The sequence below is a fragment of the Terriglobia bacterium genome (assembly GCA_020073185.1).
Classification (GTDB): Bacteria; Acidobacteriota; Terriglobia; order Terriglobales; family Acidobacteriaceae; genus JAIQGF01.
On the sequence record JAIQFT010000024.1, the window covers coordinates 13676 to 29620 of the forward strand.

The window sequence follows — 15945 nt, forward strand, 5'->3', positions numbered from 1 at the left end:
GCCGCTCAGCGATGAACTCGCTAACCTCACTTTTCCACGAAAGTGCCTTTGATCTTGATAGAGATGGTTGGAAACGACATAGCTGCCTGCGGGCCGCCAGAACCCTTCTCTGGGCTGTACCCCTGCTCGTCATACTTCATGCCGTAGGCTTGGACTTCGCCACCCTTGGCCGCTTTGGCGGCGTTGTCCAGCACGTCGGTAAGGAAGGCATTCTCCTTCGGGCTAAGGTTGCCGCCAAGGGCCTTCAGCTTCTTTGCCAGCTCGGAAAACTCACGTTCGGTATACGGCTCCTGCCGCTCCTGAGTCATCGTCGTTCTCCTTGCGCTGCCCCCACATCCTGGGCGAACGAGACGCGTAATCTAGACTAGCTCCGTCTGCCTGTCAAGGAGTGCAAGGGCCCTACGCTGAATCGCTCATCGGTTATGTAAAGTGCATTATCATTGCGCACCCAGGGGAATCCATGACCTCTACGCCGGCTGCAGCTCCATCCCAGCCTGCAGTCCACCCGCTCAAGATCGGGTACTTCCGCACTCTGTGGATTGTCGCGACGGTCTCGCTGCTCGGCGACCAGTTTTTTCTGGTGGCCTTGCCCTGGCTGGTGCTGAAGCTGTCCGGATCGAGCCTGGCGCTGGGGACCATTCTCATGGCGGAAGCGGTTCCGCGGGCCGCGCTCATGCTGGTGGGTGGAGCAGTCACCGATCGGTTCCTGCCGCGGAAGGTGTTGATCGCGACCGGCGCGATAAGAATTGTGCTGGTGGCAGCCATCGCCGCACTCACTGGGCTGGGAGTGATTCGGCTGTGGCACATCTACGTGTTGGCGTGCGCCTTTGGGGTTGCCGATGCTTTTTCGTCTCCCGCCAGCGCGGCACTGCTGCCCTCCCTGGTGCGGCCGGAGCAGTATGCAGCCGCCGACTCCATGCTTCAGGGCAGTGCGCAACTGACCACGATGATCGGACCGGCCCCTGCTGGATTGGCCATCAAACGTTGGGGTCTGGCGCCGGCCTTCTGGATCGATGCGGCCAGCTTTCTGGGTCCAGTTTTGGCGTTGCTGTGGATGCCGGATCAGCCGCTCCAACCAGGCGCGCCTGCAGCGGCAGCCCAGACTGTCGCACCGGCGATTGCTGCCCCGCCTAGCGTGCTGCGGTCGATCGCCGACGGGTTGCGGTATGTCGTTCAAGATCCCTCCCTGCGACTGCTGTTTGTCGTCTCAACCGTCTTGAACGTGTGCGTTGCCGGGCCGCTCGCGGTGGGGCTGGCGGCTATGGCCAACTTCCGTTTCGGATCGGCGGCGGCTTACGGGATCCTGCTCTCCTGTTTCGAAGGTGGCGCGCTGGCCGGCATGATCCTGGCGGGTGCGCTACCGCGCCTGTGGCACCGTGGTTGGCTCTTGACCGCGCTGACCTTCGCCACCGCGTTCGACCTGTTCGGTTTGGCGATGGTTTATCGGCTGGTCGCAGTGGGCGCATTGCTGGCGGTGATGGGCCTGAGTGCAGGCTTTGTGAACATCCAGATCATGTCGTGGATACAGTCACAAGTGCCCCCGAATATGCTCGGCCGTTTGATGAGCGTCCTGATGTTCTCGGCGGTGGGCTTGACCCCCATCTCGTTCGTGCTGGCAGGAGCGGCGGCCGGGGCGCATCTGGCGGCGATGTACTTGGTGGCCGGGGCGCTTGTCCTGCTAACGGGGGCCGCGATGGTGCTCACCGGGGCCAGCAGAGCCATCACGTAAGCTAGATGGCAAAGCACAATGCCGGGTGCAATCCCGCCCGCTATTGACAACGCTAACCGGGGTGGGGTATCACGACCCGCAGAGCACCGCGGAAAAACAAACCCTCATGCCAGGAGGCGGACGGACGAAACGCCAACGCGCACAACCTCAGAAACGGCGTCGTGGCGCGCGCAAGGCCACATTCGTCCAGGAGTTGCGGCGGGCCATGAGCTTGGGGGCATCCGCCAACGTCATTGCCGCACCGGTTGCGCAATCCCAACTGCTGGAGATGATCGTTCGCACCGCGAGCCGCGTGATCGATGCGCGCGCCGCTTCGCTTTGCCTGCTCGACGAAAGCGCAAAAGAGCTGGTATTCGAGGTGGTTCAGGGCGAGAAAAGCGAGGAGCTGCGCAAGATCAGGGTACCGATGGGCCATGGCATTGTTGGACTGGTCGCCGCCACCGGGCAGGCCATGGCGATATCGAATGTGGGGAGCGATCCACGTCACGCCGCCGACGTTGCTCGTCGCGTCGGCTACATGCCGCAGAGCATCCTTGCCGTGCCACTCCTTTATGCGGACCGCGTCATCGGTGTCCTCGAACTTCTGGACAAGAATGGAAAGGAATCTTTTGGCGCAGCCGACCTGGAGACCCTGGGCCTGTTCGCGAACCAGGCAGCCATCGCCATTCAGCAGTCACGCGCCCAGACTTCAATCACCTCCATGCTGATGCAATTGATTTCCGCCTTCGGCCCGGTCTCACCCGGGCGCCAGCGAGGGATCGAGAAGGCGGCAGCCGCGGTTGCGCGAGACGTAAACGATCCTGCGCACCGCCACGCCATGGAGTTGTCGGGGCTGATTCACGAGATCGTGCAATACGGAAACGGCGAAACCGCGGCCTGTCGCGCTTTGCTGGAAAGTTTCGCGAGCTACCTTCGGTCTCGCCTGGCCGGCGGGCCGCGGCGAGCCTCCGCCGACGGCGCCCTCCGCCGGTCCTGAGTGCCGCCGTCGACACTGCGGCGTGCATTGCGAGCCGATGCGCGGAGCAGCGTCTTTACCTCGAATGGAGTCAGGTGCGGGTGCTTGCTGCGCAGCAAAGCCACCAGGCCGGTAATGTGGGGAGCGGCAAAGCTGTTTCCCGTGGCCGTAATGTAGCCGCCGCCCAACCATCCCACGCGGACGTTAATGCCGGGCGCTCCGAACTCCACCGGGGGAGAGGGATTACACCAATAATTGAGCACGTCGTCGTCGCTCGCGCCCTGATAGCAGGCCACGGAAATGACGGGTGCATACAGTGAGGGAGCGCTGAGCACCCGCATGTTGTTGGCAGCGGTTACCAGAACCGTGCCACGGTAATAGGCTTGGTCGACCAGCTCGTAAAGTAGGTGGAAATAGTCCCGGACGGTTGTGCCCAGGCTAAGATTTACTACGTGCATGCCGTTCTCGACCGCCCACCGCAGCCCCTCGGCGAAGCTCTGCGCGCGCCCCACCAGGCCGGCGCCCAGCACTCGCACGCTGTAAAGCTCGGCCTCGGGCGCGATGCGATGCACTACCCCGGCGCATGCCGTCCCGTGCCCGAATGCATCCTCGTGTGGGGCGGTTTTAATCGTGAGCCCACCGTCTTCGCCGAATTCGGGTTCCACCCAACCGCGGACTGCGCCGGCCACCGCCGGGTGGGCATTGTCGACACCGCTGTCGACAATGGCGACCTTGACTCCGCGCCCAGTGCTTCCGCCGAAAACCTCCTCCGGAGTCGCCGATTCCAGGAACGGCGCGGTCTCGACAAAAGGGGTGGTCCCGGAAGGATCCTCACCCCAGCTCCATGCTGGCTCCATGTTCGCCATCGTGCGGAGAGTTTAGCACCGCTGCAACCCATCGTTGCTCGCCGTCGCTCTACGACGATGCTGCTGGCGACCGGTATAGGATTTTCTGTATCGGTACCTGGGTGGCGCAGGCCTTTAGGCCTGCGGAAAAGCCATTACCATCATTCCGGCTTCAGCCGCTGAGGTACATGAGAGGGCCACTACACTATCTCGAATCCGTTCTAAGCCGCTTTCTCCGTGGAAGTCCGCAGACACGACGTAACCTCGTCGAGGACCTTCTCGTAGTCAGCGGTCATGGCCCGTTCCACATGAATGCGGGCGCCCTTTACACCCGCTTCTTGCGTCAGCCGCTTAAAGTCAAACTGAAGAAAATTTTCCACTTGCTTCGGCGTCAGGAACGCGATGGTGACAGTGGCCGACTGGCCTGTCGAGGTCTCGATCTTCACCGAGTACGGGTATTCAGTCTGCTGCGTTTCCGGGGTCATGCGACACCTCCTCTTAAGCGACGAAAGGTGGCGGGAGAATCGGCGCTTTGTTGATCGACAAGAGTGGCGGGAAATGAATCTGTCAGATTTTAGCGCGACCCGCTGCATGAGTGGTGGTGCAGGAATCAAAAAGAGCAACCGTGCAGCAACCATCCAATGATCGGGATTATTATCCGGCTTCACCCGTGAGTTTCAGGCCCATAGCCTTGGTTAGGGCGACTAATCAACAGTGGCCCCAGACCTCGGAACCAGGACTGGAACGCTTGCGCCGTGCCTTGAGAACTAAACCGTAAAGGAACCGAAGCACGCAGGTCGTTATCTCTTCCTTCCCAGGAAGCGGATGCGGGCGGTGAAAGCGCGGCCGGTGGCGGCTTCGAACTGAAGAAAGTTGGGCGAATCAATGTTGTTGTTCACCGTGAAGGGATTGCGCCGGCCGGTGAGGTCCTCGAAACCGCCGCGCAGGGCGAGGTTGAGGCCGCGCAGGGCGAAGCGGCGCTCGAGGAAGAGGTTGAGCGCGAAGTAGTCGGGAAAGCGGCGCGAGTTGGGCGAGCCGACGATCTCCTGCTTCTGATTGACGACGCTGAAGGGGAAGCCGGTGTGCCAGTCGGCGGAGTATGCGATGTCCCACTTTTTCGTGCGGGGGAACGGTAGGAATCCCCAGGAGACGAGCTTGTTGGGCGAATCCCAGGGAAGGGCGCCGGAAGCTTGGGGGCTGAAGACAGGATTATCGAGGGTGAAATCCACGACTTCGTTGGAGCGGGCGCGTGAGCGCGTGTAGGCGATCAGGACTTCGTGGTTTTCACTGAAGGAGCGGCGGGCCGAGATCTGGAAGGCGCGGTAGTGGTCGCGGCGGGTGTTGGTGAGAAGGTACTGGCCGATGAGCGGGACGGTGGACAGGTTGGTGTACGCGAAGCCGTGCGAGCCGTCGCGCTGCATGTATTGCGCGTTGACCAGGATGGCGGCGGGCAGGCGGCGCTCAAGCCCGACGCTCCAGTTCAGAAAACGCGGAACGGCGAGCGTGTTGCGATTCAGCGAAAACGCTGTGGGGAGCGGTGGCCCGACGATGGTGGTTCCGGTTGCGTCGTAGATGTACTGCAAGCGCCCGCCCTGAAGCGGCTGGGTGACGCGTTCAAGGTTGGTGGCGTCGTGATAGATGCCGATGCCGGCGCTGAGCTTGGTGTCGCCGCTGTTGCTGAGCTTGTAGGTGACGCCAAGGCGCGGCGCGACCATGGTGCGGCCGACGAAGCGGTCGTGGTCGAATCGGATGCCGGCCTGTACAAGCAGACGGTCGGTGGGCGACCAGCGGTCCTGCAGGTAGGCGCCGAGTTCGATGTTGTCCTGCGAAAACGTGTGCGGGCCGGTGAACACGATGTGGCTGTAGAGAGTGCCGTCGGCCCGCAGGATGGAAATGGGGCTGCGTTGGATGTGCTGGGTGTCGTCAAGGCGGTCGATAACGAGGCCGACGCGGATTTCGTGACGCCCGCCGAGGTGCTGCAGCGGCAGATACAAATTGGAAATGCCTTCGATGCGGCGAGAACTGCCGCGCGTGCTCTCGAAGAAATTGCCGCGGGCCAGCCCGGGAGTCATGACATAGGGTAACGTGCCCATCGGGCGCGCGGTGTCGTCGTACTGGTTCACGGCGGCGCCGATTTCAAACAACATGCCGCTGGAAAAATAGTGCTGGTCCTTGATGGTAGCGAGGTAGGCGCCGTCGTCGCGGAGGAGGGTGGTCTCCTTCGGGGTGAAGAACGAGAGGCCGTCGAAGTCGGAGTGAAAATGATTTATCAGGTAACTGCCGCTGAGGATGTTCGCCTGCGTCAGGTTCACCTGCACCTTCGCGAGACTGCTGACGCGCCACAAAGGATTGGTGTCGGCGCCGGAGGGCAGGTCCTTGATGATGTTGTTGTCGTACTCGCCGTCGGGGGCGAGCAGGAACCAGGCTTTGCCTTTGACGATGGGGCCGGAGAGAGTGGCACGCGGCGTCCACTTGTCGAAATTGAGCCCCTTCTTGTTCTGCACCGAGGGGATGAAGTTGGTGGCAGAGAAGCGAACCCGGTCGTCGCCCATGCCGGTGGCGAAGCCGATCACGCCGGCGGATGACTGGCCGAACTCGGTGGAGTAGCGGCTTCCCTGGACGTCAATCTCGCGGACGGCGTCAGAGCTGAAGCGCAGATCGAGCGTGCCGGTAACCGGATGGCCGATGTTGAAGCCGTCGAGGGTGTCCAGAGTTTCGCAGGTGGCGCCGCCGGCGACGTGCGCCTGGCCGGAGAAGTCACGCACGACGCCGGGAATCAGCGGCAGGGCTTCGCGGATGTCGCGCGTGGTGGGGTACGGGATATCAATGATCTCCTGCGAGTCGAGCGACTGCGTGTTGGCGATCTGGGTGGGATCAATCTGCGGCGTGGAGGCGACCACGTCCACGCTTTCCTTCACCTCCTGCACGTGCGCCAGGTTCAGATCGAGATGCGAGACCTCGGGGAGGCGGAGGTCCGTGCTCAGGGCGTAGAAGCCGTCCTTATTGATGGCGAGGCGATAGGACCCGGCAGGCGCGCGGAAGGAGCAGCGGCCGGCGTGGTCGGTTTCGCAACGCAGCGCCGCCGGGCCTTGCAGTTGGATGACAGCCCCGGGGACGCCAATGCCGTTTTCGTCGGTGACGGTGAGCCGCAACGAGGAGGATTGCCCGCTGGCGGAGGCGGCCAGCAGGAGCAGGCCAACAATGGCGCAGAGTCGGAGCACGTACTGCTTAGTTTAACCGTTCGACCACGCGCGAAAGCTTCTTATCCCCTCGCGCTACTCTGACACCCGCCATTTGACTGAGAACCTGCGCCGAAGCAGCATCTGGCAAGAGCGATTAGGAACTTAGAGGTAGGGAGTCGTAGAATCCGCCAGCATGAGAGGAAGAGGACGACGTTGGATCGTTGCGGCCATTGGCGCTGCCTCGGGGGTTTGTTTTGCAGCCTTGGCCGCACGCAGCATCGGCGTCCTCGCGATAACCCCACACTTTTTCCGAGTTTCTTCAGTGGTATTCGCTGTTGTCACCGCCTGCCTGTCGTATCTGGCATTTCGGGCGGGTACATCGGGCCGGACAGATGAAGAGAGCTTCCTTCGAGCATTGGTGGGTGGCGTCGGCGGGGCGCTGGTCGGCTTAATCATCGTAGTCGTTGCGTACGCCATGTTTCGCGGAGCGACCAGAGCTTATTTCGCCCACCCGCTCGGTTTGCACTTTGCGCAGGTGACGATGCCCCGATTGCTGGTCGCCTTTCTGTGCTTGGGGTTCGGTGCTGGGTTTGTACTCCGAATGCTAACCCTGCGGAACAGGTAGGGCTCTGGTGGAGAGCACAAGGAATGCCGAATGGAGAGACCACTATCTCTGCGCTGCGCGGCGAGGATGCTCGTCCTGACCTTGTGGCTTCCGTCTTTCACTCCGACCATTGACGCGGGCCGTTATGCCGCCAGCGAGGATCACCAAAACTGGGATGGCGGAAAGGCTCGCGTCAATCTACCCGTCGCGCCGTTTTGGTGCGGCGGCGCAGCGGCAGGGCTGATCTGTGACACGCACTGCCACCAGCGAGTCGCCCGGCGCGTTATAATTTGCGGGAGAACTCCCCGCCCGTCTCTGCTCGGGGCTGATCTTGGGGACGCCGAAGTTCCATGTACACTCGCCTTGACCCTCGCCATTTAGTTCGACTGCGTGTCAGCCTTCGTGGAACGGATGGAAGCGGCCACCCGTTCGCGCAAACGGTCTTCACCCGCGATGTCAGTGCGCGTGGGGCACGCCTCTCGGGGGCACCGCCTCTTCTGGAACCTGCCTCGGTGGTCAAGGTGGAATACCGGGGCAAGGGGGCACGTTTTCGCGTGGTTTGGGTCGGCGGCATGGTTAATGACGAAGTCGGCTTGCTGAGTTTGGAACCCAGCAGATGCATCTGGGGGAAACCACTCCCCGGAAAGCCCGTCTCTGCCAATGTGTAAGCTCGTAGGGATTCTGTGTATGATTTCTGTATCGACATGGGTTTTACAGATGGCCTTCGATGGTTGGCGGTTCAGCGGCAGAATGTTCTTTGGGGATTTCGCGGGTGACGTAAAGCACCGCAATTGTCCAGCTTGGCACGAGATCGAGACCGGGTACCAATTCGGCAATAAATGACGGCAGAAACACCCAATGCCAGCCCAGCAGTTTCGTCAGCAGCCAAGCCACTGCAATGTCCAGCAAATCGTCGAGCGGCGAGAGCGCGCCTTCGGCAAATAGTGGAAACAGTGCGATCTGAATCGCATCGGCAAGCACTGCGATCGTCAGTGCAGCTTTTCGCGGATTTGACGGAAGCTCGATCACGGTGACTGTTCGCTGTGATTATGACACCCGGTCGGCCTGATTATTTTGGCGCAGATCGGAGAATCGCGGCCTATTCGCTAGGCCGCTCACAGATCAGATTTGCTACCGTCACATTAGCCAGTGTCGGATTCGCTCCCACTCGCCCCCTGCCGTCACAAATGCTCGAAACCAGTGTGCAGGGAAGTGAGCTAATCAATTGATTGGAAAGGTTGGTAGCGCTACCGGGAATCGAACCCGGGTTTGAAGATTGAGAATCTTCCGTCCTAACCCCTAGACGATAGCGCCACTCGCGGGAACTCGTGGTGATTGTAACAAGAAGTTTGCCGGCATGTCAGCGGGTGCGCGGCCGAGGACATCCGCGTTGATATCAAATTAGTACAGCCATGGTCAAAATCTGTTTCCATATGCGTAAATAGCGATGAAAGCCGCCAGCAGAGCGGCTTTTCCCGCCCTTGACAACCCTCCCTTGGCGTCGCAAAATAACTCTTGTAAGGCGAATAAAAAGCGAAACAACCCCTTCCGCTCGTCGGAAGCCCCCAGCTTCGCTTTCCGCGCCGTGCCATCCGAGGTTCTGCCATGAACGCCGCACCGGTCTCCGTCTCCTTGGAAGAAGAGGCTTCCCGTTGCACGTTGCAACTCTCACGCAGCGGAACTGCACGCGCGGTGGAACTTCCGCCGGTCATGACCGCTTCACGGCTGGTAGACAGGCCGGCGACGGCAACCGTGCTCACCGGCATCGAGCCACTCGATGTCCTTACCGGAGGCCTGCCGCGCGGCGCATTAACCGAGATCTGCGGACTGGCGTCGTCGGGGCGAACCAGCGTGTTGCTCGCACTGATGGCGGCCATGACCGCGCACGGCGAGGTCTGCGCCCTGGTGGACACCTGCGACAGCTTCGATCCCAAGTCGGCGGAAGCGGCGGGCGTGGAACTGCCGAAGTTGCTGTGGGTGCGGTGTTCGAAGAACAGGTCGATGGCCGATGGTCGATGGTCGATGGCAAAGACGGGGAACTCCGCGGCCATGGGTCATCGACCATCGACCATGGACTGCCTGGAGCAGGCGCTGAAAGCGACCGACCTGTTGTTGCAGGGCGGCGGCCTCGGCCTGGTGGTGGTGGACTTGGGAGACGTGCCGGCGCAGGCGGCGCGGCGGGTGCCGCTGACCTCCTGGTTCCGCTTCCGCCGCGCCGTCGAGAACACCCCGACCATGCTGCTGGTCATCGAGCAGGAGCCGTACGCGAAAACCTGCGCCTCGGTGGTTTTGCAGCTATCGGCTGTCCGCTCTCAGCTATCAGCCAGGCTTCAGACTTCGGGTTTCAGGCTTCAGGAAAAGCCGGAACCGGCGCACGGGCGAGTTTTGTCGGGGTTGGAGATGACAGCTGAAGTGTTGAGATCGGCGGCGCAAGGGAAGAAGCCGGTGCGGTCGGCGGGCGCGAGATTTGCCAGCCGCACGCAGTGGGCAGGGTGAGGGAATTTGTGATTTGCGATTGCTGATTGGTGATTTGCCAACCGCTGATTGCAAAACTGCGCCGCGACCCGCATTAGCTGAGAGCTGACGGCTGATAGTTGAGAGCTTGTGTATGCCTTTCGCCGCCATCTACGTGCCGGATTTTCCCGTCGAGGCCCTAGTGCGCGCCGAGCCGGAACTGCGCGAGCACGCCGTCGCGGTGGTGGAAGGCGCGCCGCCGCTGGTGCACGTCGTCGCGGTGAATGAAACCGCGGCGCAAGCAGGGGTTGAGCCGGGCATGACGAAGCTGCAGGCGGAGTCGATGGTCGACGTTCGTTGCTTGTGTGGCGCGGGCGCCCTCGCCCGCGAATCGATTCGCCAGAGATCCGCGGAGCGCGAGGCGGCGGCGCATGCCGCCTTGCTGGATTGCGCCTGCGGATTTTCGCCGCGCGTGGAAGATGCCGCGGCCGACACGGTGGTGCTGGATGTGGCCGGACTGGAACGCATCTTCGGGCCGCCGGCGAAGCTGGCGCACGACATCACCCGGCGCTGCTCGGAACTGGGGCTGGAAGCCAATGTCGCGGTCGCGTCCAACCCGGACACGGCTGTGCTGGCGGCGCGCGGCTTTGCCGGCGTGACGGTTATCGCCGAAGGAAGAGAGGCGGAGCGGCTGGGCGAACTTTCGGTGGCAGTGCTGCTCGCGGCGGACTGGGGATCACGAGTTGCGAGTTCCGAGTTGCAAGTTGCGAGTAACGACAACTCGGAAATCGCAAACCGCCAATCAGAAATTCTGGACACGCTGGAGCGCTGGGGCGTGCGCAACCTGCGGGCGCTGGCCGCGCTGCCGGAGGTCGCGGTTACCGAGCGGCTGGGACAGCAGGGCCTGCGCTTGCAGAAGCTGGCGCGCGGCCAGGCGCGGCGTCCGCTGGTCGTCGCCGAACCGCCGCTGCGCTTCGAGGAGGCGGCTGAGCTGGAGTATCCGGTGGACCTGATGGAGCCGCTGGCGTTTTTGCTCAACCGCATGATCGAGCAGTTATGCGCGCGCCTCGCCGCCCGCGCGCTGGCGACCAACGAAATCAGACTTCGCCTGGAGTTGGAATCGGAGCGCAATTGCGGAACTGTGGAACTACGGAATTGCGGAATTGAAGATAACGCCGAGAGCAATTCGGCAATTCCGCAGTTCGGCAATTCCACAATTCATGAACGCACGCTGCGGCTTCCGGTACCCATGCTCGATGCGAAGGTTTTTCTCAAGCTGCTGCAACTCGATTTGCAGGCGCATCCGCCGCCGGCGCCGGTGACGAAAATCTGGTTGCAGGCGGAGCCGGCGGAGCCGCGTCGCGCGCAAAACGGACTGTTCGTGCCGCAGGCGCCGGAAGCGGAAAAGCTCTCCGTGACGCTGGCGCGTATGGAGCGCGTGGTAGGGACGTCGACGGTCCCCTCGACTGCGCTCGGGGCAGGCTCTGGTCGGCGGTCTACGGCCGGTGGCCGGTCGCCGGGGATTGGTGGCCAGGAGCGCCGCGTTGGCTCGCCGGAGATTTTGGATACGCATCGGCCGGACGGATTTCGGATGCGCAAGTTCGTGGTGCCGTCGACCGTCGACCGTAGACCGTCGACGACAACGCAGCATTCGAAGTCTCCGCCCATCACCGCGCTCCGTGTCTTTCGTCCTCCGCTGGCGGCGGTCGTGACCCTGCGCGATGGCCGGCCGGCGCAGCTTGCCTCGCCGGACCGCCCCGCCATGCGCGGGGATGTCGTGTGGTGTGCCGGGCCGTGGCGCTCCTCCGGCGAGTGGTGGACCGAGCAAGTTTGGTCGCGCGCGGAGTGGGACGTCGCCGTGCGGAATGAAGAGGGAGTCGTCCTCTATCGCATATTTCGCGATGAGATCGGAGACAAATGGTTGGTCGAGGGAAGCTATGACTGAGGAGATTTGGTAATTGGGTAATTTCGTAATTTGGTAATTTGAAAACCAAAGCCGCTGGCATTCCTGCGGCGACAATCCCGGCCAAATTGCCCAATGACCAATTACTAGAGCTATCTCACAAATGGGTTTTGGGAAGGGCACGGCTTTCGCCGTGCCGCCCAGAGCCGCTAATAATGCGGGCTTTAGCCCCTGAGGGAATCCGCACTTTCCTGAAATGGTTCATTGTGAGATGTCTTCCAAATTACGAAATTACTAAATTGCCAAATTACGAAATCACTAAATTACCCGATGTACGTTGAACTTCATGCCGCCTCCGCCTTCAGTTTCCTCGCGGGCGCCAGTGTTCCCGAGGAACTGGCGGCGGTGTGCGCCGAGCGCGCCATGCCCGCCATGGCCGTGCTCGACCGCGACGGCGTGTACGGCGCGCCGCGTTTTCACCTTGCCATGAAAAAGGCAGGCATGAGGGCGCACATCGGGAGCGAGATCACTTTTTCACGTGGATTAAGCCGCGTTCCTCTGCTGGTCGCATCCCGCGAGGGCTACCAGAACCTCTGCCGCCTGGTCACTCGCATGAAAGCGCGTGGTCCGAAAGATGCGCCCGCCGACATCATCGCAGCCAGCGAAAACGATCTGCAAGAACATGCCTGCGGCCTGCTCTGCCTCACCGGCGGCGACGACGGCCCGCTCGCACTGGCGCTGCGCCGCGGCGGACGTGAGGAAGGGAAGCGCGAGGTCGGGCGGTTGGTCCGCCTCTTCGGCCGCGACAATGTCTACGTCGAGTTGCAGCGCCATTTTCTGCGCGACGAAGAAGCGCGCAACCTCGCCCTCGTCGAGATCGCGCGCTCCCTTGGCCTGCCGCTGGTCGCCACCAACGGCGTGCGGCACGCCAAACCCGAAGAGCGCGAAATCCTCGACGTCTTCACCTGTCTCCAGCATCACCGCACGCTCGCCACCGCCGGCCGGCTGCTGGCGTGCAACCACGAGCGCCATCTCAAGTCGCCGTCCGCGATGGCGCAGCTTTTCGCCGATCTCCCGGAGGCCATCGCCAACACCAGGGAAGTTTCCTCTCGCTTGCAGTTCACCCTCGCCGATCTTGGCTACGAATTTCCGCGCTACCCGCTGCCCGAGGGCGAAACCATGATGTCGTTTCTGCGGCAGCGCACGCAAGAAGGCTTCCAGAAACGCTACGGGCGTGCGGCGCGCGACCTGCGGGCGCGCGCCCGCCGCCAGGTGGAGCGCGAACTCGCGCTGATCGAAAAACTCAAGCTCGAAGGATATTTCCTCATCGTCTGGGACATCGTGCGCTTCTGCCGCGAGCAGGGAATTCTGGTTCAGGGGCGCGGCTCGGCCGCCAACAGCGCGGTCTGCTACTCGCTCGGCATCACGGCGGTGGATCCCGTCGGCATGGACCTGCTGTTCGAGCGCTTCCTCAGCGAGGAGCGCGGCGAGTGGCCGGATATTGATCTCGATCTCCCCAGCGGCGAGCAGCGCGAGCGCGCCATTCAATACGTGTACCGCCGCTACGGCGAGCGCGGCGCCGCCATGACCGCCAACGTCATCACCTACCGCGGGCGCATGGCGGCGCGCGAAATGGGCAAGGTGCTCGGCTTCGACGAAGACACCGTCGGCCGCCTCTCCGCGCTGGTCGGCGCCTGGGAATACAAGGACCCGGACGATACGCTGGAAAAGCAATTTCGCTGCGCCGGCTTCGATTTCCGCCATCCCCGCATGCGCAAATTCCTTGCACTCTGCCTCGCCGTTCAGGACTTACCCCGCCATCTCGGGCAGCACTCCGGCGGCATGGTCATCTGCCAGGGACAACTCGATTCGGTAGTGCCGCTGGAGCCGGCCTCGATGCCCGGCCGCGTCGTCGTGCAGTGGGACAAGGAAGACTGCGCCGACCTCGGCATCATCAAAGTGGATCTGCTGGGGCTGGGCATGATGGCGGTTCTCGAAGATTCCATCCAGTTCATCCGCGATCGCTATGGCGAGGACGTTGATCTGGCGCGCCTGCCGCCCGACGACCCCACCGTGTATGCCGCTTTGCGGAGGGCGGACACGGTCGGCATGTTCCAGATCGAAAGTCGGGCGCAGATGTCGTGCCTGCCGCGCCTGCGCCCGCGGAAGTTTTACGACATTGTCGTCCAGGTGGCCATCATCCGCCCCGGCCCGATCGTCGGAAAAATGGTGAACCCGTTTTTGCAGCGCCGTCAGGGAAGAGAAAAGGTCACCTATCCGCATCCGTCGCTGGAGCCGGTGCTGGCGCGCACGCTCGGCGTGCCCCTGTTCCAGGAACAACTGCTGCGCATGGCGATGATCACCGCCGGCTTCAGCGGCGGCGAAGCCGAAGAGTTGCGCCGCGCCATGGGCTTCAAGCGCTCGGCAAAACGCATGCGCGACATTGAGGTCAAGCTGCGCGCGGGCATGACGCGCAACGGCATCGTCCCCGGTGCGCAGGAGCAGATCATTGACTCCATCACCTCGTTCGCGCTTTACGGATTTCCCGAGTCGCACTCGGCCAGCTTTGCCCTGCTCGCCTACGCCAGCGCCTACCTGAAGACGCACTACCTGGCAGCGTTCACTGCGGCCCTGCTCAACCACCAGCCCATGGGTTTTTACCACCCCTCCACCATTGTCAAGGATGCGCAGCGCCACGGGCTGAAGGTTCTCCCCGTCGCTGTAACAAAATCGGATTGGCTGTGTACGTTGGAGCCGTCGATGGTCGATGGTCGACGGTCGTTGGCCCATCCCGCCGCTAACGACCAACGACTAACGACCAACGACTTTTCCCGTGCCACCGGCCATCGACCAACGACCATCGACCGCTTCGTCGTCCGTCTCGGCCTTCGTTACCTCCGCGGCCTCCGCCAAGACGCGGCCTGCGCCCTGCTGCGCGAACGCGAGAAGCGTCCTTTCGACTCCATCACCGATCTGGCGCGCCGCGTCCCCGAACTGCGCCGGACGGAGCTGGAAACCTTGGCCGAGATTGGGGCTCTGAACTCGATCGGAGAAGGCAATCCACCACGGAGACTCGGAGGCACGGAGAAGAATTTGCAATTTGCTACGGGTAATTTGCAAAGTGAAGGCCAACCGGGCAGCAAGGAAAATTACATATTACAAATTACAAATTGCCAATCCTCCGTGTCTCCGTGCCTCCGTGGTGGGAATGCAAGATTTCATCGCCGCGATGCGTTATGGCAGGTCGCGAGCGCCAGCCGCGGCGAGGGACCGCTGCTGCGAGACATCCCCGAACCCGACGCGCCTTCGCCGCTTCAGCCCATGGACCGCGAAGAGCGCCTGGTGGCCGATTTCCGCGGCACCGGCTTGTCCGTCGGCCCGCATCCCATGGCCTACCGCCGCGCCGAACTCAAAGCCAAAGGCATTCGCACCGCCGCCGAGCTGGAAAAAATTCCCCACGGACAATTCGTGCGCGCCGCCGGATGCGTCATCGCTCGCCAGCGTCCCGGCACCGCCCGCGGCTTTGTCTTCCTCAGCCTCGAAGACGAGACCGGCATCGCCAATGCCATCGTTACCCCGGATTTATTCGCGCAGCACCGCCTCCTCCTGGCCGGGGAAAAGTTCCTGCTCATTGAAGGCGTATTGCAGAACCTCGACAACGTGATTTCCGTCAAGGCCGAACGTGTCCTGCCCTTGCCGGTCACCGAAGCCGAAACCAAGTCGCACGATTTTCACTGATCCTCCGTCATTGATCCCGGCCGCCGCGCGCTGCCATGCGCCGGCCAGCAACGAAATCCAAACCGAACTTTTTATCGGGAAGCAGCGTGAGATGATTCTTCGGCTCGCGGGCCGGCAAACGTGGTCGAGAATTTTTTTCCGCGCGCCCACAAAATCCACAGCCGGAAAGGTTATATTTGATAAATCACGACAAGCGAGTGAACCTGCTGTGAACGCCGGTTTTACCTCAGCTTTAAACCCCCAAGGAGTTCGGTGAAATGGCCAGAGTAAAGCGTGCGCAAGTGACGAAATCCCCAGTCAAGCCGGCCAGTTCCGCTTCGGCTGAGCCAACCAACGGCAACGCCAATGCAGCTTCCGACGTGGAATCGGCGATTCGTGTCCGCGCCTACGAACTGTACGAGCAGCGCGGACGCGTCGAGGGCTTCGCCCAGGACGACTGGTTTCAAGCGGAGACGGAAGTGCGGTCACGTTTTTCGCGCACGGCGTAGCAGCGTTCCGCTTTGGCGGATGGGCCGAAAACTTCGTACCGGCGGCG

Annotated in this window: 11 protein-coding genes and 1 tRNA gene; 6 read left to right on the top strand and 6 right to left on the bottom strand. The window is 62.3% G+C overall.

Features of this window, described 5'->3' with window-relative positions:
• Positions 1 to 26: 26 nt before the first annotated feature.
• The gene (locus LAN64_10460; protein MBZ5568257.1) at positions 27 to 308 is read right to left on the bottom strand and encodes a hypothetical protein; all 282 of its coding nucleotides are present in this window, start codon (positions 306 to 308) and stop codon (positions 27 to 29) included.
• 152 nt (positions 309 to 460) lie between these two features.
• Here LAN64_10460 and LAN64_10465 point away from each other — a divergent pair, with 152 nt between their 5' ends.
• Together LAN64_10465 and LAN64_10470 are read left to right on the top strand one after the other, a co-directional pair.
• Positions 461 to 1729: an MFS transporter gene (locus tag LAN64_10465; protein MBZ5568258.1), complete on the top strand. Its 1269-nt coding sequence runs from the start codon at positions 461 to 463 to the stop codon at positions 1727 to 1729.
• A gap of 205 nt (positions 1730 to 1934) precedes the next feature.
• Positions 1935 to 2705, top strand: a complete 771-nt coding sequence (locus tag LAN64_10470) for a GAF domain-containing protein (protein ID MBZ5568259.1) — start codon at positions 1935 to 1937, stop codon at positions 2703 to 2705.
• Here the strand turns inward: LAN64_10470 and LAN64_10475 are convergent.
• The 5 genes from LAN64_10475 to LAN64_10495 all read right to left on the bottom strand — a co-directional run bounded on the left by LAN64_10475 (position 2636) and on the right by LAN64_10495 (position 8629).
• Complete coding sequence (locus tag LAN64_10475; protein ID MBZ5568260.1) at positions 2636 to 3541, bottom strand: S8 family serine peptidase; 906 nt, start codon at positions 3539 to 3541, stop codon at positions 2636 to 2638. The genes LAN64_10470 and LAN64_10475 overlap by 70 nt on opposite strands.
• A 209-nt stretch (positions 3542 to 3750) precedes the next feature.
• Entirely contained in the window at positions 3751 to 4014 is a 264-nt protein-coding gene (locus tag LAN64_10480; GenBank protein MBZ5568261.1) for a hypothetical protein, read from the bottom strand.
• Positions 4015 to 4329: 315 nt separating this feature from the next.
• Positions 4330 to 6750, bottom strand: coding sequence for a TonB-dependent receptor (locus LAN64_10485; protein MBZ5568262.1), 2421 nt, complete (start codon positions 6748 to 6750; stop codon positions 4330 to 4332).
• Between the two features lie 1276 nt (positions 6751 to 8026).
• Positions 8027 to 8344 carry a hypothetical protein gene (locus LAN64_10490; GenBank protein ID MBZ5568263.1) on the bottom strand — a complete coding sequence of 106 codons (318 nt, stop codon included), beginning with the start codon at positions 8342 to 8344 and terminating at the stop codon, positions 8027 to 8029.
• A gap of 210 nt (positions 8345 to 8554) precedes the next feature.
• A tRNA-Glu gene (locus tag LAN64_10495) sits at positions 8555 to 8629 on the bottom strand.
• A 291-nt stretch (positions 8630 to 8920) separates the two neighbouring features.
• On the opposite strand from LAN64_10495, the gene LAN64_10500 reads away from it, so the two are divergent.
• From LAN64_10500 to LAN64_10515, 4 genes are all read left to right on the top strand, one after another.
• Complete coding sequence (locus LAN64_10500; protein ID MBZ5568264.1) at positions 8921 to 9811, top strand: DNA recombination/repair protein RecA; 891 nt, start codon at positions 8921 to 8923, stop codon at positions 9809 to 9811.
• Between the two features lie 112 nt (positions 9812 to 9923).
• Positions 9924 to 11714 (top strand): DNA polymerase Y family protein, encoded by a 1791-nt coding sequence (locus tag LAN64_10505; GenBank protein MBZ5568265.1) that lies wholly within the window; start codon positions 9924 to 9926, stop codon positions 11712 to 11714.
• Between the two features lie 288 nt (positions 11715 to 12002).
• On the top strand, positions 12003 to 15410 hold the full coding sequence (locus LAN64_10510) for an error-prone DNA polymerase (protein MBZ5568266.1): 3408 nt from the start codon (positions 12003 to 12005) through the stop codon (positions 15408 to 15410).
• A 257-nt stretch (positions 15411 to 15667) separates the two neighbouring features.
• Positions 15668 to 15898 carry a DUF2934 domain-containing protein gene (locus LAN64_10515; protein MBZ5568267.1) on the top strand — a complete coding sequence of 77 codons (231 nt, stop codon included), beginning with the start codon at positions 15668 to 15670 and terminating at the stop codon, positions 15896 to 15898.
• Positions 15899 to 15945 lie beyond the last annotated feature (47 nt).